The following is an 18,057-nucleotide window of genomic DNA, read 5'->3' as shown; positions in this document are numbered from 1 at the left end:
GCTTATGTTAGAATTCTGCTCCGTTAAATTAGTCTAGCCAATCAGCAGTAAATATATGAATTCAATCAATCAGTTACAGGTTAATGATTTAAGTTGCCAACGCGGAGAGCGTATTTTATTTGCTGATGTTAATCTTCAATTTCAAAGCGGTGATTTTGTCCAAATCGAAGGACATAATGGCGTAGGCAAAACGACATTATTGCGTGCATTGAGCGGGCTTTCACGCCCAAGAAAGGGTGAAGTGCTTTGGAATAATCAAGCAATTTTACAGCAGCAAGATGAATTTAATGAAAATTTGCTGTTTTTAGGACATCACGCAGGCATTAAACCTGAATTGACCGCATGGGAAAATCTCCACTTTTTCCAACGTACTACCAATAGCCGTAAGCAACCAGAAGTGTTATGGGAAACGCTGCAAGTAGTAGGATTATTAGGTTATGAAGATATTCCAGCAAGTCAATTATCGGCAGGGCAACATAAACGTGTCTCACTAGCAAGACTATGGTTATCTACTGCGCCATTATGGATTTTAGATGAGCCCTTTAATGCGATAGATAAACGAGGCGTTCAGGTTTTAACCCATTTATTTGAATTCCATGCTAGTCAAGGTGGAATCGTGATTATTACCAGCCACCAAGATGTACCGAGTGATATTGTGCAAAAAGTACAACTAGAAAAATATAAATTTGTAGAAACAGAATAGAAACAATGATTTTTTACGACATCATTAAACGTGAATTACAAATTGCAATGCGGAAACCGAGTGAAGTATTAAATCCACTATGGTTTTTTTTAATTGTTATTACGTTATTTCCTCTGGTTGTTGGTCCAGAACCACAATTATTGGCACGTATTGCACCTGGAATTGTCTGGGTTGCCGCATTGTTGTCAGCATTATTATCATTTGAACGTTTGTTTAAAGATGATTATTTAGATGGCTCATTAGAACAACTCCTTTTATTACCTATCCCACTTTCGATGACGGCATTGGCGAAAATTTTTTCTCACTGGCTGTTAACTGGATTTCCTTTAATTCTGTTATCGCCTATTGCTGGTCTATTACTCTCATTAGAAATTGATGTCTGGTGGGCATTAGTACAGACCCTATTTATAGGCACACCGATCTTAAGTTGTATTGGTGCAGTTGGTGTAGCGTTAACTGTTGGGTTACGAAAGGGTGGGGTACTGCTTAGTCTATTAGTCGTGCCATTATTTATTCCTGTTTTAATTTTTACAGCAGCAGTTTTGGATTCAGCCGCATTACATCTTAGTTATGGTGGGCAATTAGCAATTCTGGCAGCAATGTTAGTTTTAGCATTGGTGAGTTGTCCATTTGCGGTAGCTGCAGCATTACGTGTTAGTTTGCATTAATCAATTTAAAGGTAAAAGATTATGTGGAAATGGTTACATCCATACGCAAAACCTGAAACGCAATATCGCATTTGTGGAAAATTATCGCCAATTTTAGGGATAGCGAGCTTGTTGTTATTAGCTGTTGCTGTTGTATGGGGATTAGGTTTTGCCCCCGCAGATTATCAACAAGGTAATAGTTTTCGCATTATGTATATTCATGTGCCAACAGCGATTTGGTCTATGGGAATTTATGCTTCAATGGCAGTTGCAGCGTTAGTCGCATTGGTTTGGCAAATTAAGCAAGCCAATTTAGCAATGGTAGCGATGGCACCAATAGGGGCATTATTTACCTTTTTAGCGTTGGTAACTGGTGCGGTTTGGGGAAAACCGACATGGGGAACATGGTGGGTCTGGGATGCTCGTTTAACCTCAGAATTAATTCTGTTATTCCTCTATTTTGGAGTAATCGCATTATATAGTGCATTTCAGGATAAGACTGTTGGTGCAAAAGCGGCAGGAATATTATCAATTGTCGGTGTAATCAATTTACCAATTATTCACTTTTCAGTGCAATGGTGGAATACCTTGCATCAAGGTGCGAGCATCACAAAATTTGAGAAGCCTTCTATTGCAACAGAAATGTTAATTCCACTGTTATTAGCCATTTTTGGTTTTATGTTATTAAGTCTATATTTAACAGTGATCCGTTATCGTAATGAACTATTGAACGCAGATAAAAAACGCCCTTGGGTACAAGCGTTGGTACAAAAAATCTAAATAAAAGGAATAGCAAAATGACACCATTTTTTGATAGTTGGAGTGCTTTTTGGCAAATGGGGAATCATGGATTCTATGTTTGGCTTTCTTATGGGATTTCATTGGTTGCGATTCTTTTATTTGTGATTATGAGTCATCGTGATAAACGCAAAGTACTTAATGAAGTGCAAAAAGAGATCCAACGTCAACAACGAATTAAACAACAAACTACAACGGAGAACCGTTTATGAATCCACGCCGTAAATCAAGATTGTATTTAGTATTATTTGTGGTGGCAGGAATCAGTATTGCTGCTGGTTTGATGCTGTATGCGTTACGCCAAAATATCGATTTGTTTTATACGCCGAGTGAAGTGATTTATGGTAAGAACAATGATGCGGATTTAAAACCTGAACCAGGTCAACGAATTCGGGTTGGTGGTATGGTAGTAGAGGGATCAGTACAACGTGATCCAAATAGTTTAAAAGTAAAATTTAAACTGAATGATATTGGACCATCAATAGATGTTGAGTATGAAGGGATTTTGCCAGATCTGTTCCGTGAAGGACAAGGCATTGTGGCACAAGGTACTTTAAAAGATGCGACTACATTAGTGGCAAGTGAAGTATTAGCGAAGCATGATGAAAATTATGTTCCACCTGAATTGGGTGAACAGATGAAAAAGGTCCATAATCCAATGGGCGTGTCGGCTAAAGATCTCACTAGTGAATCAGAACGTGACAAAATGCAACTTGAACAGCAAGCTGAGGAGAAAAAATGATTGCTGAATTAGGGAATTATGCCTTAGCACTTGCTTTAGCGATTGCAATTTTATTAACAGTCGTACCATTATGGGGCTTACGGCAAAATAGCCCCTTATTAATTTCATTAGCTCGACCAATGGCATTAGGGCTATTTATTTCACTCTCATTTGCTTTTTTCGGATTAATGTATTTGTTCGCAATTAATGATTTTAGCGTGCAGTACATTGTAAATAATTCGAATAGCCAATTACCTATCTATTATCGTTTATCTGCCGTTTGGGGATCGCATGAAGGATCGCTGTTGTTATGGATTTGGCTATTAAGTTGTTGGTGTTTAGCAGTAGCTATTTTTAGCCGTCAATTACCACAAGAATCGGTGGCAAGAGTATTGGCAGTAATGGGAATGATCAGTATTGGCTTCTTGGTATTTGTGATTTTTGCCTCTAATCCATTTACGCGTACTTTCCCTGATTTTCCAGTGGATGGCAAAGAGTTAAATCCAATGTTGCAAGATATTGGCTTAATTTTTCATCCACCATTGTTGTATATGGGATATGTTGGATTTTCTGTGGCGTTTGCCTTTTCGATTGCCTCATTAATGAGTGGTAATTTGGATACCGCTTGGGCAAGATGGTCTAGACCTTGGACATTAGCTGCTTGGTGCTTTTTAACACTAGGCATTGTGTTAGGCTCATGGTGGGCGTATTACGAACTCGGCTGGGGTGGCTGGTGGTTCTGGGATCCTGTGGAAAATGCGTCATTTATGCCTTGGTTAGCCGGAACAGCATTATTACATTCACTTGCAGTCACTGAAAAGCGGGGTAGTTTTAAAGCGTGGACAGTATTGCTCGCTATCTTAGTTTTTTCCCTTTGTTTATTAGGAACATTCTTAGTTCGTTCTGGCATTTTAGTGTCAGTACACGCTTTCGCCTCTGATCCAACACGAGGGTTATTTATTTTAGCCTATTTAGTTGTTGTGATTGGTGGCTCACTCGGTCTTTATGCTTACAAAGGAAGTGAAATTCGTTCTCGTGATAACTTCCAACGTTATTCAAGAGAATCGATGTTATTGCTTAACAATATCCTCTTAATGACAGCTTTAGCGGTTGTGTTGTTAGGCACATTATTACCATTAGCACATAAACAATTAGGGCTTGGTTCAATTTCCATTGGTGCACCATTCTTCGATCAAATGTTCTTAATTATTATGGTGCCATTTGCGTTGTTATTGGGTATTGGGCCATTAGTAAAATGGCGTCGTGATCAATTCTCTGCGATTCGTAAACCAGTGGTTATCAGTGTTATTGCGATGGCATTATTTGGTTTTGCTTTACCCTTCGTCATCGCTGATAAAATCACGGTGAGTGCGGTATTGGGCAGTATGATGACATTGATTATTGCCTTACTAAGTTTGTATGAGTTACAGCAACGTGCGACGCATCGTACTGGTTTTCTACAGGGGCTAACGAAATTATCACGTTCACATTGGGGAATGTTCTTAGCACATATTGGTGTAGCCGTAACGGTATTTGGTATTGCGTTTAGCCAAAATTTTAGTATTGAAAAAGATGTACGAATGAATATTGGTGATAGTGTTAATGTAGCTGGCTATGATTTCAAATTTAACCAAGTACAAGATAATAATGGTCCTAACTATCTTGGTGCAACAGCATCAATTGTTGTGAGTAAAGGACAGCAGTACATTACCACGTTAAATGCGGAAAAACGTTTTTATCAAGTTAGCCGTATGAGTATGAGTGAGGCAGCAATTGACGGTGGTATCACACGTGATCTCTATGCGGCATTAGGGGAACGTTTAGATAATGGTGCATGGGCGGTACGCCTCTATTACAAACCATTTATTCGTTGGATTTGGTTTGGTGGTTTATTAATGGCTATCGGTGGTGTGCTATGTATTTTTGATCGCCGTTATCGTTTTAGTAAGTTAGTTAAAGGAGTCACAAATGAATAAGAAATTGTATCTACCTTTAATTGTTTTTGCTTTGTTTGTGGTGGTGGCAACCGTAGCTTTGATTCGTAATGCACAAGGCGATGATCCTAAAGCGCTAGAGTCAGCATTAGTTGGAAAAAGTGTTCCAATGACGACGACAGCAGTTGATCTATTTGATAAAACAAAACAGTATGATCAACAGTTATTTAAGCAAGGCAAACCAGTGTTATTAAATGTCTGGGCAACATGGTGCCCAACTTGTTATGCAGAACACCAATATTTAAATCAATTAGCTAAGCAAGGTATTACGATTATTGGCGTGAATTATAAAGACGATACCGAGAAAGCGAAAAAGTGGCTCAATGATTTAGGTAATCCTTATCAAGAGGTGATTGAAGACCAAAAAGGGAGCTTTGGTTTAGATCTTGGGGTTTATGGTGCACCAGAAACTTTTGTCGTGGATTGCCAAGGTATTATTCGTTATCGTTATGCAGGTGATGTGAATCCAAACGTTTGGCAACAAACGTTACAACCGCTTTATCAAAAATATGCTGCGGAGGATGTATGTTCAGCCAAATAAAACGGATCTTACTGTTATTTGTGATCATTTTCTCCGCTAACTCGGCAATAGCAGCAATCGAGGCTTTGCATTTTCGTTCGCAAGCAGAAGAGCAAACTTATCATGAACTGACGCAAGAATTACGCTGTCCGCAATGCCAGAATAATAATATTGCCGATTCTAATGCGTTGGTGGCAACGGATATGCGAGCAAAAGTGTTAGAGTTGTTGCAACAAAATAAGAGTAAACAAGAAATTATTGATTATATGGTGGCACGTTATGGCAATTTTGTTACTTATGATCCACCAGTCACTGCGGGTACTATTATTTTGTGGATTGCACCTTTAGCTCTAGTTTTATTAGGTATAGGATTTTTGGTTCGCAGACGTAAAAGTTTACCAACAGAGCAAAATATCGAAAGTACGCTTGATGCTGAACAGCAAGCACGTTTGCAGCAATTATTAGAGAAGGAAAAAGAGTAATGAGTTTTTGGTTAAGTGCATTAGGCTTGACATTAGTTGTCGCATTAATTTGCTTTTTCCCACTATTACGCCAAGCCAAAGTGCAAAAGAGCATACAACGTGAGGCGTTTAACAAAGCATTCTACTTTGATCGTGTTAAAGAGATTGAACAGGCTGCGGCACAGGGTTTATTGGATAATGAGCAACAATTAAAAGTAGAGTTGCAACAAGCACTATTATCTGATATTCCAACTCAGACGCAAACACAAGCAGAATCACAACAACGATTTGGTAAAGTCTGGTTTGTAACTGGTTTTTTATTACTGTTTGCTTTAGCTGGGGCAAGTTATTTTGCTGTTGGATCTTGGCGAATGGAGTCAATGCTAGAACAGACATATCAAAAGCTGCCGCAATTTTTTGCACGTTTGCAAGATGAGAAACAAAAACCACTTTCAGATACAGAAATTGAACAGTTTATTGTGGCGTTAAGACAAGATTTACAAAAGAATCCAAATAATGCAGAAAATTGGTGGTTATTAGGGCAAATGGGAATGGCAACGGATAAAGCGCAATTAGCTATGGATAGTTATGCTAAAGCCTATCAATTAGCACCGAATGATGTTACCTATAAATTAGCCTATGCTAGAATTTTAATGTTCTCACAAGATCAAAATGATAATAGTCGAGGACGAACCTTGTTATCAGAAGTGATTCGCCAAGATCATACTAATGCAGATGCGTTAGGGTTATTAGCATTTGATAGTTTTCAGCGTGGTGATTTTAAAATGGCGATTGTGAGTTGGAATATGATGTTACAACTTTTGCCGAAAGATGATCCAAAACGTGAATTACTGGAACGTAGTATTGATAATGCTCGTCAAGAATTACAACGCCAAGAGCAGAGTAAATCACAAAATCCATAAAGATCATTGATGATTTACTAAATGTTCATAAAATTCATTTCATAATAACTAATTCGCCCCTTCAAACAGAAGAGGCGAATTTAAAAACTCTCTAATTTTCTCTTTATCTACGCAGTTTTGCGGCAACATAACTACAGCTTGCGGTTAATTTTAGCTGGTGCTGTGTAGTGAAGTCTAATAAGGCTTGGAATAGTTTTTGTGCAATTCCTTGATTGCGTAAACTCGGATCAACGAAAGTGTGATTGGCATCAATTGTTTTGGTATTTATATATTCGTAGGTTAATTCTGCTAATCGCTTATTTTCGACTTGAATAAAAAATGTGCCAAATTGACCATTATCAGTATGTTCAATAGCATAATCAGTCATTGTATTTTCTCCATAAATTCATCAATTTCCGTACTGAAAGGGCTTTCTTCACTTGGAATTCTTTTTTCTTCTGCTGCCCATTCACCAAGGTCAATTAGTTGACAACGTTTACTACAAAATGGTCGATATGGACTTTGTTCCGACCAAATCACACTTTTTTTGCAAATGGGGCAAGGTACAGAGATAATTTCGTTATCTGTATTTGACATATGTTTTCCTGTTATTGGCTTAATTGTAAATAATATTGGTGTAATTTCATTACTTCAGTTTTTAAACAATCTAAATTTTCTGCAAAAGGTTGTTCATTATTAATAATATCGTCTGCTTTTGCTAAACGCTGTTGGCGAGAAATTTGAGATTGCATAATTTTACGAATTAGACTTTCGCTATTTTTATCTCGTTGAGTTGCTCTTTTAATTTGGGTTTCTTCACTAACATCAATGACTAAAATACGATCACAAAAACGTTCTAACTGATTTTCAAATAATAAAGGTACAACCCATAAAACATAAGGTGCAGTGATATTGTGTAATTGTGCGAGCATTTCAGTACGAATTGCTGGATGTAGCAGATTATTTAGCCACGTTTTTTGTTCAGGATCCTGAAAAACTTTTTGACGTAATGCAGCACGATCTAATTCACCACTTGGTAATAAAATATTGCTACCAAAATGATTAACAATTTTTTCTAGTAAAGGTGAACCTTTAGCAACTATTTGTCGAGCAACAATATCGGCATCGACAATAGGGACATTTAATTCAGCAAAAAGTGCAGCAATTGAGCTTTTACCACAACCGATGCCACCAGTTAATCCAACAATATACGGCATAAAAAGAGATATAAGATATTAGTTAAAATTATGATTATTATAATGGTTAAGATCAAAAGATTGAAATTTAAAAAAGTAATTTATTGACTTCATTAATTTTAAAATGTTTAATTTCGCTTATTTATTTTTTGGTTTATTATGTTTTTTATATAAAAAAGGGGAAAACTATGCGAATAAAGGGACTTTTACTTACTTTTATTTCTTCATTGATTCTAGTCGCATGTGGTAGTGGGGGTAGTGGTGGTTCAGAAGGAACGAATAAACAAAATAGTTTTTCTGGAGTGACCCAGAAAATCAGTACACCAGAACCATCAATAAATGCTGTACCAAAAGAATTGCAAGAAAAAGTTAGAGAGAAAAAATTTTTATCCGCTTTAGGTTCTCTTTCGGAGAAGTTTATTACTTATTATGTCGCCTTAGATGGGAAATTAATTGAAAATACTAAGTTTGATATGTCGCAGTTACCTGAAGGATTGAACACAGTAGCATATGAAATAGTTGTACAAGAGAATAAAGATTCCGAACCAATACGAATAAAAAGTTCCGCATTTATTTATAGTCAGCCTTATTCTTTAGTACAAACTGCTTTTATGCCAAATGAATTGCGTCCTAATGAAGAAACTTTTTTGAATGGCACCACTATATTATGGGGCTATCCAACACAAAGAGAATATTTGGATCAGATTGCAACAATATCCCCAACAACCTTTTCATATAAAGGGGATGCTTTTGATGGTAAGACAATAGGAAAATTTGATTATCAAATAGTATTTGCTACTAAAAATGAAATTTATGGCTCAGGAAAGATTTTAGGCTTTGATAAAGCAGGTGAAATAACTTTGAATAGTGCTTTAATTAAAGGGATTAAATTTAACTCAGGAGATGTTCAATGGAGTTTTGTTGGAGATTTAGAGACGACAAAAGTGGGAATGGGACGGTATAGGGCTGCATTATTTGGTCCTAAGGCTGAAGAGCTTACTGGGTTTGCAAGATTAGAAGGTGAGAATAAATTACTATATGATATAGGCTTTGGTGGTAAAAAAATAAGTGAAACACCAGTGAATAATTCTGACAAATAATTTGTAATAATGTATAAGGTTGCCTAAATATTTTTTAGGCAATTTTTTGTTTTTAATGTTTGAGTTAATAAAAGTGCGTTATTTTTTTCTTTCTTATTCTTCTGTAACTATTAGTAGTCTATTAATGTTTGGAATATTATCTGCCAATGCAGCTATTATCAAAGAACATGATTTTAGTTCTGTACATGAACTAACTACGGATACAAATAAATTCTCTTATCCAGACAAAATAGTAGTAAAACAGAATCAAACCTCTTCAATATCTCCTAAAAAACACTCTTTATCTTTGAGATCGTTATATAACCAACCACAACTTTTTAGCTTTATTATTGATCAGGCTATTCGGCAAAGACAATGGAGCTTGGTGAAGCAATTACTTCCTGTATATCGAACTATTAAAGAACACAATCCTTATTTGCTTTGGTATGCCGAGGCTGGTATTAATCATTTGGAACATAATTACTCAGATGCATTCCTCGCATTACAGAATTTATTAACAGTAAAACCAGAATTGGATTATGTGAGATTGGATTTTGCACGAATGTTGGTTGAGGATAAACAGTTTGTTGAAGCGAGAACGGAATTTCAGAGATTGGAAAAAAGTCGTAATCCTCAAATACAACATATTGCAAAAGAAGCAATTAAACAATTAGATGAATTATTTAAAACACAATGGGATATCTCCGCTTATTACTCTCGAAATGATAATGTGAATCAAGCCTCAGATATTAAAACATTGTATTTATGGGGCGTACCATTTACTAAAAATGAGGATTCAATGCCAAAGAGTGGTCAAGGAATTACTTATTCTTTAATGGCTAATAAATTAATATCTATTAAAGGGCATCATTATCTAAATTTTGAAGGGAGTTATAGTGGGACAGAATATTGGGATCAGAAAGATTATAGTGAAAGTACTTTGCGTCTTAGTCCAGGATATTTATATCAAAAATATAATTTTAGTATGAAGTTGTCACCATTTTATGAACAGAATTGGTTAGGAGGGAAAAATTATAATAATCATACTGGAATAGATTTATCCTTTATGCAAAAGATAAATGATAAACAAGTTATTATTCCTTATTTTTCTTATAGTTATAAGCATTATAATGATCCACAGTTATCTGAATACGAAGGCCGTAGATATCAAATAGGGATAACAGTTGCGTATCAATTAACATCGGCATGGCGTATTTTTACTGGAATGGATTATCAGTATGATAATCTTAAAAGTATTGTTGAAACATCACATACCCTTGCTGGAAGAGTTGGATCTCGTTATCAATGGCAAAATGGACTAGGAGTACAATTTAATTTACGTATGGCAGAAAGAAAGTTTGCAGCTCACCATACATTTTTTAATAAAATAAGAAAGGATTATGATTTTTCTGGTACGGTAGCTATTTGGCACGATAAACTTAATTATAAAGGTTTTATGCCAAAATTGGTTTATCAATATCGTAATGTGAATAGCAATATTCCAGAATTATATAGTTGGGATTCAAAAGGAATGAGACTTGAAATTAGTAAGTCGTTTTAGTTTGATTGATTCAACTATTGTTAATACTAAATAGTATAAACATTGCAATAACTAAACCAGGTGCAAAAGGTAGTGCATGGTTTTTATTATGCGTAATGATGTAGTAGGTGATAGTGATTGAACTTGCTAGTAGAAGTAAATAAGGTAATTGCGTTGGTGAAATAAATAGTGCTAAAGCAGAAAATAATAAAATATCTCCCATTCCTAATTTTTCTTTGCCATACCAGAAAAAACAGACAAAGTAACAACTAATACTGCCTATAAAAGCAAAACAGAAACTAATAATGGCTTGTTCTATCGTTAAATGGTTGAGTTGTAGTAGCACGAATAATAAGGCAAGCATAATGATAATGTAGCAATGGACTATGGAAATAAGTCGGTAACGATAATCTAGATAGGCAATTACATAACAGAAACTTAGTAAACAGTAATAAAGATATGTGTGCCACCATAAAGAAGTAGTAAGCAGGCAACTAATTATAAATAACGTATAAATGACAAGATGGATATAACGATCTTTTTTGGGCGGTGTTGGGAGTGCCATTTCATTTCCTAGTTTTTGTATCCAAAGAGGAAATTGTTCTAAATAGAAAATAAAGAGAAAACTAATAAAATAGAGTGAAATCAAGATCATAAGATAATATTGCCTAAATTAAAAATAGGAAGATACATACCAACGATAATTATCCCAATTACAGTTCCAATCATTAGCATCAAGAAAGGTTCAAGTAATTTTGTAAATAACTCAATTTTTGTTGATAAATGTTGCTGAGATTGAGTGGCGAGATATTGTAGTGTTTTGCTTAAATTGCCACTATTTTCACCAATAATGATCATTTGCCTTGCTTGTGGTTGCAGAAATCTATGACTTAATCCATCTGAGAAACGTAATCCTTGCTGTAATGTGACTAAGCATTGCCGTACCTCTTTTTCGAGTAGTGAATGTTGTTGTGTAGAGGAGAATCGGTGTTGTGGTAAGAAAGTTGTTAAACTTTGTTGTAAAGTAATTCCCGCTTGTAACATTGTGGAAAGAATGGAGAAAAAATGGATTGTTTGAATATTGAGATAAATTTTTTGGATAGAGGGAATGATACAAGCCATTTTTAATAAATAAATTTTAACATTAGGTAAGTGTGTAAAAGCGAAATAACCAATAAAAATGCCTAGGCTGAATAGAGCGATAAGGATCCAGAGATATTGTTGCAGAAAATACGAGCAATGTATGAGAATTTGAGTGAGAAAGGGTAGTAATTGTTGCTGTTGTGCATAAAGATCAGCAAAAGTAGGCACAATAAAAAGTAATAAAAATAGCGTTAAAGCAAACGAAATAGTCAACATAGTAACAGGATAGAAGAGGATCTTTTTGACTTGTTGTTGTAGCTGTTGTTGTTGTCTTTTATTTTGTGCGAGTTGTTGAATAATATTGGCGAGTTGCCCACTTTGTTCACCACTATACAATAATTGCCATTCGTGAGGAGATAATAAATTTTTTTCAGTTTGTAGAGCATGAGATAAAGGTAACCCGATATTTAAAGTATGCAGACATCGTTTAATTAGTTGGTAGAGAGACTGATGAGAACATTGTTCTTGTAATAGTTGCAAAGCCTGTTTTAAAGGGACTTCAGCTTGTAAGAGTAACGATAATTGTAGGAAAAATTCAATTTGAATCGCTAAAGTTAAACGAGTCGGTAATTGCCAATTTTTTGAGATAGTTTTTACTATAATGCCTTGTTGGGCTAATCGTTGTCTCGCTTGTGACACATCATCTGCAATAATGCTGCCTTTAATACGATTATGAAAACGATCTTTGCCCCGCCAATTATATTTCGCCATTGAAAACCTCTTCTGTACCGAGAACACGCTCTAATTCTGCAATAGTAGTCATTTGTTGTTGTAATTTTTCTTGAGCGGCTGCAAAAAGCGTTGGATAGTCAGTAATAGCCTGTTGATTTTGATAATGTAAGAATTGAAAAACGCCTATCCGACCAAGATAACCATCGACACATTGACAATTCAGCGAAGTGGAATCACATAATTGACAACGTTTTCTCACTAGGCGTTGTGCGATGACTAATAGTAAGGAGTTGGCGAGTTCATGTTGTGTGATACCAAGTTGTTGCAAACGAGATATTGCACCTATTGCTGTATTAGTATGTAGTGTGGAGAGTACAAGATGTCCTGTTTGTGCAGCTCGGAGGGCTATTTCAGCTGTTTCTTGATCACGAATTTCACCTACCATAATCACATCAGGATCTTGACGTAAAAAACTGCGTAGTAATGCGGCAAAATTTAAGTTAATAAGCGGATTAACTTGGGTTTGGATAATACCATCTAGTTGTAATTCAATTGGATCTTCGGCAGTAAGAATATGTCTGCTATCTTTATTTAGATAATGTAATGCACTGTATAACGTCAGGCTTTTACCGCTGCCTGTTGGACCCGTAACGAGAATTAATCCTTGTGGTTGTGCTAAGGCTCGAGTAAAAAACAACGTTTGTTGTGCTGTCATCCCTAATGCAGAAAAGTCAGAAAATACGGGGGTATTATGTTGTAAGCGTAGGACAATTTTTTCTCCATATTGTGTGGGCAAGGATGATAAGCGAATATCTAAGGTTTCTCCAAACGTTGTTTGAAAACGAAAACGACCATCTTGTGGCAAGCGTATTTCATTAATATCTAAGCGAGCTAATAATTTTAGTCTCGCATTTAACCGTTGTCCGATTTGAAAAGATAAGCTGTCTTGTTTTTGCAGGACCCCATCAATACGAAAGCGAATCTGAAAAGATTTTTGTAATGGTTCAAGATGAATATCTGAAGCGGAAACTTGTAAACTTTTTTCTAGTAAATGGTTAAATAATTGGATAAGTGGTTCATTTGGTTCTACTACTGTGGTTTCATCATTAAACTGTTCTGTTGTAGTGTATTGTTGTAGAGTCGTTTCGTGAATATTTGGTTTACTCACATCATCACGCATACTTTGCAGTAATTGTTTTAAAGCATATTGTCCAATAACAATTGGTTCAATAAGTTTACCACTTAGAAAAGAAAAGGTTTCGCAGGCAGCAATATTATCTAATGATTCTATGGCTAACCATAATTGCTGCTTATCTTCTTGAATAGGAACAGCTAAATAACGCAATAATAAGTCATATTGAGCTTGATTACGTTGCCATTGTTGTTCGGAAATTTCGAAGACTGTTTGGTGATCTAACGAGGTAACTTGATACGACATTATGGTGTCCCCGCATTTGTTTGACAGAAACCAGCAGGGAAAAGACCATTATCACCAGTACATTGAATCGACCATTCAATGAGTCCATTTTGTGTATTCGTTGGTGTCATTTGGTAAGAGATATTTTCTAATGAACCTTTGCCAGAAACAGAAATTACGCCTGCATTAATTGAAATATCGTTTAAATATTTAAATTTGCTCATATCGCTAGGTTTGTTTTGGATACCATTTTGCCCAGCAGAACATTGGTTTTTCTTTGCATTATAAAGACATAATTCTACTTCGGCTTTGTAAGGGGTGGCGGCTTGAATTAATTCTGAAATAGCTGCTTTTTTGGTGTAGCTCTGATAAGAGGGAATTGCAATCGTTGCTAAAACGGCAATAATAGCAATTACCATCATAAGTTCAATTAACGTAAAACCAGAATAAAAAGATCTTAATAATCTAGAATGTAGCAACATTAACAATTCCTCATATGAAAAAGACAAGTTTAAATATGACAAAAATTGATTTAATCGCTGAGCGAGTTGTTGCACTATTGTGATTTTGATCGAAGAAAGAGAATTTTATGTATCAAATTAAGCAAGGAATTTTACAAGACGTTATTCAAATTCCCTCTCCACATTATGATCAACGTCCTAATTTAGATGATATTTCATTATTAGTTATTCATTATATTAGCTTACCACCAGAACAATTTAGTGGTTGCTATATTGATGATTTTTTTCAAGGAAAATTAGATCCTACTATCCATCCTTATTTTGCTGAAATTTATCAACAACGTGTTTCGGCACATTGTTTAATTCGGCGTAATGGTGAGATTAGACAGTATGTCAATTTTAATGATCGTGCTTGGCATGCAGGATTATCTCAATTTCAAGGGCGAGAAAAGTGTAATGATTTTGCGATTGGTATTGAATTAGAGGGAAGTAATTCTCAACCATTTACTACACAACAATATTTGACGCTTATTGAATTGACAAAAACAATTATGCGAACTTATCCATTGATTACTGTAAATCGTATTGTTGGTCATTGTGATATTTCACCAGGACGAAAGATCGATCCAGGACAATATTTTGATTGGGATTATTATCGTAAGATGGTTTCTGAAAGTCATTGATTACCCATTTTCAGGCATTAAAGCTCAGAAGAGAAAGGACTATACTATTTCAAAAAGGAGAAGAAAATGGAAAATCCGTTTATTGCCCATTGGTCTTCTAAAGGCAATACACTTTGTTTGGGACATTGGGAAATCACTTATCAAGGCAATCCAATTCATTTACCAGAAGATCGTCGTGAACATGATATGGGAACACGAGGAATCTACAACTTCATTGATCCTGAAGACGAATTATATTTAGAAGGTTTGGATGAAAATGATTGGATTTTAGAAAATATTGGTTGGTTAACTGATGTTTTTATTGAGGAAAATATTCCTATTGAAGAACAATATTTTCGTTTTTTTTATCAAGCAGTAAATCGCGATGACTGGCGCTGTGGTAGTTGTGGTGGTTGTATATAATTGATGATAAGTAGAAGGGTAAAAAGATTTTCAGATTGTTAAGGTTCTTGTTTATAATTACCTCCACTGTGGTAGCTAATCTTTTTACTCTATGTTTTTTAATTTAAAAGCACAATTAAATCGTTTACAACGTTATCTTAAGCATAAAGGTCATCAAACTTCCCGCCTTTCCCGTAAAAGTATTGAATTTATTTGTTTGCTCTGTGGAGCATTATTAGTAGCACTCGTTTCTTGGGGATTTGCTACCTTAGTTGAGTTGGGTTTAGAAATTAATACATATTTAGTTAATCTGCATCCTTGGGTAGCGTGGGTATTATTACCATTCGGTATGGCAATTTTAGCTTGGTTTACACAACGATTTACCCCTTATGTTGCGGGCAGCGGTATTCCGCAGGTGATTGCTTCGATTGCATTACCGCATGGTAAGCCTAAAGAAGCGCTAGTACGTTTAGCACAAACGATTTGGAAAATTCCCCTTACCTTTTTAGCAATGTGTTGTGGTGCTTCAGTTGGGCGTGAAGGTCCATCTGTACAAGTTGGTGCTGCCGTGATGTTGTCTTGGGGAAAGTTCTGCCGTAAATATAATTTAGCATTTAAAGGCCTTAGCTATAATGAATTAATTGCAACAGGTGCAGCTGGTGGACTAGCCGCGGCGTTTAATGCACCATTAGCAGGAGTTATTTTTGCTATTGAAGAGATTGGTCGTGGTGCGCCTTTACGTTGGGAGCGTCGAGTATTATTGGGTGTATTAGCAGCTGGATTTATGTTGGTGTTAATTCAAGGAAATAACCCTTATTTCCCACGTTATATGGGAGCAGATGTTGTCGATAATGTGGTGTTATGGCTAGTCACTTGTGCCGTAATTTGTGGATTATTTGGTGGTTTATTTGCGCGTATGTTAGCGAAAGGATTAGCAGCATATTTACCTGCATTGATGCGAGGTTTTGTACGGCGACACCCAATTATTGTGGCGTTTGGATTAGGAATTTTATTAGCAGCGTTAGGAACGTTTACGCATCATCAGACTTATGGAACGGGATATGCCGTTGTTACGCAAGCAATTAATGATCAAGCATTAGATCCCTCATTAGGTATAACTAAATTGTTAGCAACTGTTTTTACTTATTGGACGGGCATTGCAGGTGGTATTTTTACACCAGCATTAACTACAGGTGCGGCGATTGGTAGTAATATTTGGCAATTCACAGGTGGCGTTGTTGATCAGCGTTTTTTAGTGTTATTATCGATGGCTGCATTTTTAGCAGGTTCAACGCAATCACCAGTGACAGCAAGTGTAGTCGTAATGGAAATGACGGGTAGTCAACCAGAATTAGTTTGGCTATTAGCAACGAGTTTAATGGCCTCTATTATATCTCGTCAGATTTGCCCAAAACCGTTCTATCATTTTGCAGCAGGACGTTTTCGTCAACGAATTCAAGAACAAATTAATCAAGAACAACAAAAATTACATGACAATCAATAATCAATTTTATCGAGGGCGTTTTGCAGTTGCCCCAATGTTAGATTGGACAACTAGACATTGCCGTTTTTTTCATCGTCAGTTTAGTCGCCATAGTTTGCTTTATACTGAAATGGTTACTGCACCAGCAATTATTTATGCAAAATATGACCATTTAATTTTTGAACCAGAAGAATTGCCAGTAGCATTACAGTTGGGGGGCAGTGATCCTCAACAGTTAGCACATTGTGCAAAATTAGCGGAACAACGAGGTTATAGTGAAATTAATCTCAATGTTGGTTGCCCTTCAGATCGAGTCCAAAATGGTTTTTTTGGTGCTTGTTTAATGGCCAAAGCAGATCTGGTTGCAGAATGTATTGATGCAATGCAAAAAGTAGTACAGATTCCTGTTACGGTAAAAACACGAATTGGGATTGATGATCTCGATAGTTATGAGTTTTTATGTGAATTTGTGGAGAAGGTCGCAAATACAGGATGCCAAGATTTTATTATTCATGCGCGTAAAGCGTGGTTGTCAGGCTTAAGCCCGAAAGAGAATCGTGAAATTCCACCATTAGATTATTCCCGAGTCTATCAATTAAAACGAGATTTTTCGCAGCTTAAGATTAGTATTAATGGTGGAATTAAAACGATTGAAGAGATAAAACAGCATCTGCAATTTGTTGATGGTGTTATGGTGGGAAGAGAGGTTTATCAAAATCCATCCTTACTAGGATATATCGATCAAGCCTTATTTGATGAAAAAGCTGCGATTATTAGTCCGATTGATGCAGTTGAGAAGATGTTTCCTTATGTAGAACGAGAATTGATAAAAGGAACACCATTAGGACAGATTACTCGTCATATGTTAGGTGCGTTTCAGAATGTACGTGGTGCAAGACAATGGCGTAGACATTTGAGTGAAAATGCACATAAAGCAGGTGCCGGCATTGAAGTATTACAACAGGCATTAGATTTTGTAAGGGTATAATCTTTTTCTAATGTGAGATTAAGCTAAGATTTATAGATATTTATGCTATTCCTGATTTGTAATAGATGAAAATCAAGTTTTTATTGAAGTTACTCACTTTTTCTGTGGTGAAATAGAGTAGAATACAAAAGTTTATTTAACTTAAATTATCAATTAAAGAAGGAGAAAACTATGGCAACTCGCCGCGAATTAGCAAATGCGATCCGCTTTTTAAGTATGGATGCAGTACAAAAAGCAAAATCAGGACATCCAGGTGCCCCAATGGGAA

The 18,057-nt window shown here is 35.9% G+C and carries 23 protein-coding genes; 16 read left to right on the top strand and 7 right to left on the bottom strand.

Features of this window, described 5'->3' with window-relative positions:
* The first annotated feature begins 55 nt into the window (after positions 1-55).
* From ccmA to ccmI, 9 genes are read left to right on the top strand one after another with little or no spacing between them, the layout of a single operon-like run.
* Positions 56-703 (top strand): cytochrome c biogenesis heme-transporting ATPase CcmA, encoded by a 648-nt coding sequence (gene ccmA, locus ACFFHT_RS07990; protein WP_382375140.1) that lies wholly within the window; start codon positions 56-58, stop codon positions 701-703.
* Between the two features lie 5 nt (positions 704-708).
* A complete protein-coding gene (ccmB, locus tag ACFFHT_RS07985) occupies positions 709-1,371 on the top strand; it encodes a heme exporter protein CcmB (RefSeq protein ID WP_382375138.1) in 663 nt (220 codons plus the stop codon).
* A 21-nt stretch (positions 1,372-1,392) separates the two neighbouring features.
* A complete protein-coding gene (locus ACFFHT_RS07980) occupies positions 1,393-2,130 on the top strand; it encodes a heme ABC transporter permease (protein ID WP_382375136.1) in 738 nt (245 codons plus the stop codon).
* A gap of 17 nt (positions 2,131-2,147) precedes the next feature.
* Complete coding sequence (ccmD, locus tag ACFFHT_RS07975) at positions 2,148-2,360, top strand: heme exporter protein CcmD (protein ID WP_382375134.1); 213 nt, start codon at positions 2,148-2,150, stop codon at positions 2,358-2,360.
* A complete protein-coding gene (ccmE, locus tag ACFFHT_RS07970; protein ID WP_382375133.1) occupies positions 2,357-2,890 on the top strand; it encodes a cytochrome c maturation protein CcmE in 534 nt (177 codons plus the stop codon). The genes ccmD and ccmE overlap by 4 nt, the downstream gene beginning before the upstream one ends.
* A complete protein-coding gene (locus tag ACFFHT_RS07965; protein WP_382375132.1) occupies positions 2,887-4,845 on the top strand; it encodes a heme lyase CcmF/NrfE family subunit in 1,959 nt (652 codons plus the stop codon). Before ccmE ends, ACFFHT_RS07965 begins: the two co-directional genes overlap by 4 nt.
* Positions 4,838-5,404, top strand: a complete 567-nt coding sequence (locus ACFFHT_RS07960; protein WP_382375131.1) for a DsbE family thiol:disulfide interchange protein — start codon at positions 4,838-4,840, stop codon at positions 5,402-5,404. Before ACFFHT_RS07965 ends, ACFFHT_RS07960 begins: the two co-directional genes overlap by 8 nt.
* Complete coding sequence (locus ACFFHT_RS07955; protein ID WP_382375178.1) at positions 5,401-5,865, top strand: cytochrome c-type biogenesis protein; 465 nt, start codon at positions 5,401-5,403, stop codon at positions 5,863-5,865. Before ACFFHT_RS07960 ends, ACFFHT_RS07955 begins: the two co-directional genes overlap by 4 nt.
* Positions 5,865-6,767 carry a c-type cytochrome biogenesis protein CcmI gene (gene ccmI, locus ACFFHT_RS07950; protein ID WP_382375130.1) on the top strand — a complete coding sequence of 301 codons (903 nt, stop codon included), beginning with the start codon at positions 5,865-5,867 and terminating at the stop codon, positions 6,765-6,767. The genes ACFFHT_RS07955 and ccmI overlap by 1 nt, the downstream gene beginning before the upstream one ends.
* A 103-nt stretch (positions 6,768-6,870) precedes the next feature.
* Here ccmI and ACFFHT_RS07945 read toward each other — a convergent pair whose 3' ends face one another.
* From ACFFHT_RS07945 to coaE, 3 genes are read right to left on the bottom strand one after another with little or no spacing between them, the layout of a single operon-like run.
* Positions 6,871-7,134, bottom strand: coding sequence for a GNAT family N-acetyltransferase (locus ACFFHT_RS07945; RefSeq protein WP_382375129.1), 264 nt, complete (start codon positions 7,132-7,134; stop codon positions 6,871-6,873).
* Positions 7,131-7,343, bottom strand: a complete 213-nt coding sequence (gene yacG, locus ACFFHT_RS07940) for a DNA gyrase inhibitor YacG (RefSeq protein WP_382375128.1) — start codon at positions 7,341-7,343, stop codon at positions 7,131-7,133. Before yacG ends, ACFFHT_RS07945 begins: the two co-directional genes overlap by 4 nt.
* Before the next feature lie 11 nt (positions 7,344-7,354).
* Positions 7,355-7,963, bottom strand: a complete 609-nt coding sequence (coaE, locus tag ACFFHT_RS07935; protein ID WP_382375127.1) for a dephospho-CoA kinase — start codon at positions 7,961-7,963, stop codon at positions 7,355-7,357.
* Positions 7,964-8,130: 167 nt separating this feature from the next.
* Here coaE and ACFFHT_RS07930 point away from each other — a divergent pair, with 167 nt between their 5' ends.
* Together ACFFHT_RS07930 and ACFFHT_RS07925 are read left to right on the top strand one after the other, a co-directional pair.
* Positions 8,131-9,042 carry a factor H binding protein domain-containing protein gene (locus tag ACFFHT_RS07930; RefSeq protein WP_382375126.1) on the top strand — a complete coding sequence of 304 codons (912 nt, stop codon included), beginning with the start codon at positions 8,131-8,133 and terminating at the stop codon, positions 9,040-9,042.
* A 55-nt stretch (positions 9,043-9,097) separates the two neighbouring features.
* A complete protein-coding gene (locus ACFFHT_RS07925) occupies positions 9,098-10,582 on the top strand; it encodes a surface lipoprotein assembly modifier (protein ID WP_382375124.1) in 1,485 nt (494 codons plus the stop codon).
* A gap of 10 nt (positions 10,583-10,592) precedes the next feature.
* Here the strand turns inward: ACFFHT_RS07925 and ACFFHT_RS07920 are convergent, their stop codons facing one another.
* The 4 genes from ACFFHT_RS07920 to ACFFHT_RS07905 form a co-directional block, all read right to left on the bottom strand.
* Positions 10,593-11,126: a prepilin peptidase gene (locus ACFFHT_RS07920; protein ID WP_382375122.1), complete on the bottom strand. Its 534-nt coding sequence runs from the start codon at positions 11,124-11,126 to the stop codon at positions 10,593-10,595.
* 86 nt (positions 11,127-11,212) lie between these two features.
* Entirely contained in the window at positions 11,213-12,415 is a 1,203-nt protein-coding gene (locus ACFFHT_RS07915; protein WP_382375120.1) for a type II secretion system F family protein, read from the bottom strand.
* Positions 12,402-13,814 carry a GspE/PulE family protein gene (locus ACFFHT_RS07910; RefSeq protein WP_382375118.1) on the bottom strand — a complete coding sequence of 471 codons (1,413 nt, stop codon included), beginning with the start codon at positions 13,812-13,814 and terminating at the stop codon, positions 12,402-12,404. Before ACFFHT_RS07910 ends, ACFFHT_RS07915 begins: the two co-directional genes overlap by 14 nt.
* Positions 13,814-14,275 (bottom strand): prepilin-type N-terminal cleavage/methylation domain-containing protein, encoded by a 462-nt coding sequence (locus tag ACFFHT_RS07905; protein WP_382375116.1) that lies wholly within the window; start codon positions 14,273-14,275, stop codon positions 13,814-13,816. The genes ACFFHT_RS07910 and ACFFHT_RS07905 overlap by 1 nt, the downstream gene beginning before the upstream one ends.
* 107 nt (positions 14,276-14,382) lie before the next feature.
* On the opposite strand from ACFFHT_RS07905, the gene ampD reads away from it, so the two are divergent.
* The 5 genes from ampD to ACFFHT_RS07880 form a co-directional block, all read left to right on the top strand.
* Positions 14,383-14,937: a 1,6-anhydro-N-acetylmuramyl-L-alanine amidase AmpD gene (gene ampD, locus ACFFHT_RS07900; RefSeq protein WP_382375114.1), complete on the top strand. Its 555-nt coding sequence runs from the start codon at positions 14,383-14,385 to the stop codon at positions 14,935-14,937.
* Between the two features lie 66 nt (positions 14,938-15,003).
* Positions 15,004-15,339: a PM0253 family protein gene (locus tag ACFFHT_RS07895; protein ID WP_382375112.1), complete on the top strand. Its 336-nt coding sequence runs from the start codon at positions 15,004-15,006 to the stop codon at positions 15,337-15,339.
* A 91-nt stretch (positions 15,340-15,430) separates the two neighbouring features.
* Complete coding sequence (locus ACFFHT_RS07890) at positions 15,431-16,822, top strand: chloride channel protein (protein ID WP_382375110.1); 1,392 nt, start codon at positions 15,431-15,433, stop codon at positions 16,820-16,822.
* Complete coding sequence (gene dusA, locus ACFFHT_RS07885; protein ID WP_382375108.1) at positions 16,809-17,789, top strand: tRNA dihydrouridine(20/20a) synthase DusA; 981 nt, start codon at positions 16,809-16,811, stop codon at positions 17,787-17,789. The genes ACFFHT_RS07890 and dusA overlap by 14 nt, the downstream gene beginning before the upstream one ends.
* 171 nt (positions 17,790-17,960) lie before the next feature.
* Positions 17,961-18,057, top strand: a 97-nt coding sequence (locus ACFFHT_RS07880; protein WP_382375176.1) for a thiamine pyrophosphate-binding protein, incomplete at its 3' end; no start/stop codon positions are given.

It is taken from the genome of Gallibacterium melopsittaci (assembly GCF_042433085.1).
Lineage (GTDB): Bacteria > Pseudomonadota > Gammaproteobacteria > Enterobacterales > Pasteurellaceae > Gallibacterium > Gallibacterium melopsittaci.
The sequence above is the reverse complement of the archived record's forward strand: the minus strand, read 5'-3'. Positions and strand labels throughout refer to the sequence as shown.

Bases quoted from the DNA above. Each gene is read 5' to 3' on its own strand.
- ccmA (WP_382375140.1), top strand. From the start codon at position 56: ATGAATTCAATCAATCAGTTACAGGTTAATGATTTAAGTTGCCAACGC.
- ACFFHT_RS07905 (WP_382375116.1), bottom strand. From the start codon at position 14,275: ATGTTGCTACATTCTAGATTATTAAGATCTTTTTATTCTGGTTTTACG.
- ACFFHT_RS07925 (WP_382375124.1), top strand. From the start codon at position 9,098: ATGTTTGAGTTAATAAAAGTGCGTTATTTTTTTCTTTCTTATTCTTCT.
- ACFFHT_RS07915 (WP_382375120.1), bottom strand. From the start codon at position 12,415: ATGGCGAAATATAATTGGCGGGGCAAAGATCGTTTTCATAATCGTATT.
- ACFFHT_RS07945 (WP_382375129.1), bottom strand. From the start codon at position 7,134: ATGACTGATTATGCTATTGAACATACTGATAATGGTCAATTTGGCACA.
- ccmI (WP_382375130.1), top strand. From the start codon at position 5,865: ATGAGTTTTTGGTTAAGTGCATTAGGCTTGACATTAGTTGTCGCATTA.
- ACFFHT_RS07910 (WP_382375118.1), bottom strand. From the start codon at position 13,814: ATGTCGTATCAAGTTACCTCGTTAGATCACCAAACAGTCTTCGAAATT.
- dusA (WP_382375108.1), top strand. From the start codon at position 16,809: ATGACAATCAATAATCAATTTTATCGAGGGCGTTTTGCAGTTGCCCCA.
- ACFFHT_RS07895 (WP_382375112.1), top strand. From the start codon at position 15,004: ATGGAAAATCCGTTTATTGCCCATTGGTCTTCTAAAGGCAATACACTT.
- coaE (WP_382375127.1), bottom strand. From the start codon at position 7,963: ATGCCGTATATTGTTGGATTAACTGGTGGCATCGGTTGTGGTAAAAGC.
- ampD (WP_382375114.1), top strand. From the start codon at position 14,383: ATGTATCAAATTAAGCAAGGAATTTTACAAGACGTTATTCAAATTCCC.
- ccmD (WP_382375134.1), top strand. From the start codon at position 2,148: ATGACACCATTTTTTGATAGTTGGAGTGCTTTTTGGCAAATGGGGAAT.
- ACFFHT_RS07965 (WP_382375132.1), top strand. From the start codon at position 2,887: ATGATTGCTGAATTAGGGAATTATGCCTTAGCACTTGCTTTAGCGATT.
- ACFFHT_RS07930 (WP_382375126.1), top strand. From the start codon at position 8,131: ATGCGAATAAAGGGACTTTTACTTACTTTTATTTCTTCATTGATTCTA.
- yacG (WP_382375128.1), bottom strand. From the start codon at position 7,343: ATGTCAAATACAGATAACGAAATTATCTCTGTACCTTGCCCCATTTGC.
- ACFFHT_RS07980 (WP_382375136.1), top strand. From the start codon at position 1,393: ATGTGGAAATGGTTACATCCATACGCAAAACCTGAAACGCAATATCGC.
- ccmB (WP_382375138.1), top strand. From the start codon at position 709: ATGATTTTTTACGACATCATTAAACGTGAATTACAAATTGCAATGCGG.
- ACFFHT_RS07960 (WP_382375131.1), top strand. From the start codon at position 4,838: ATGAATAAGAAATTGTATCTACCTTTAATTGTTTTTGCTTTGTTTGTG.
- ACFFHT_RS07890 (WP_382375110.1), top strand. From the start codon at position 15,431: ATGTTTTTTAATTTAAAAGCACAATTAAATCGTTTACAACGTTATCTT.
- ccmE (WP_382375133.1), top strand. From the start codon at position 2,357: ATGAATCCACGCCGTAAATCAAGATTGTATTTAGTATTATTTGTGGTG.
- ACFFHT_RS07920 (WP_382375122.1), bottom strand. From the start codon at position 11,126: ATGGCACTCCCAACACCGCCCAAAAAAGATCGTTATATCCATCTTGTC.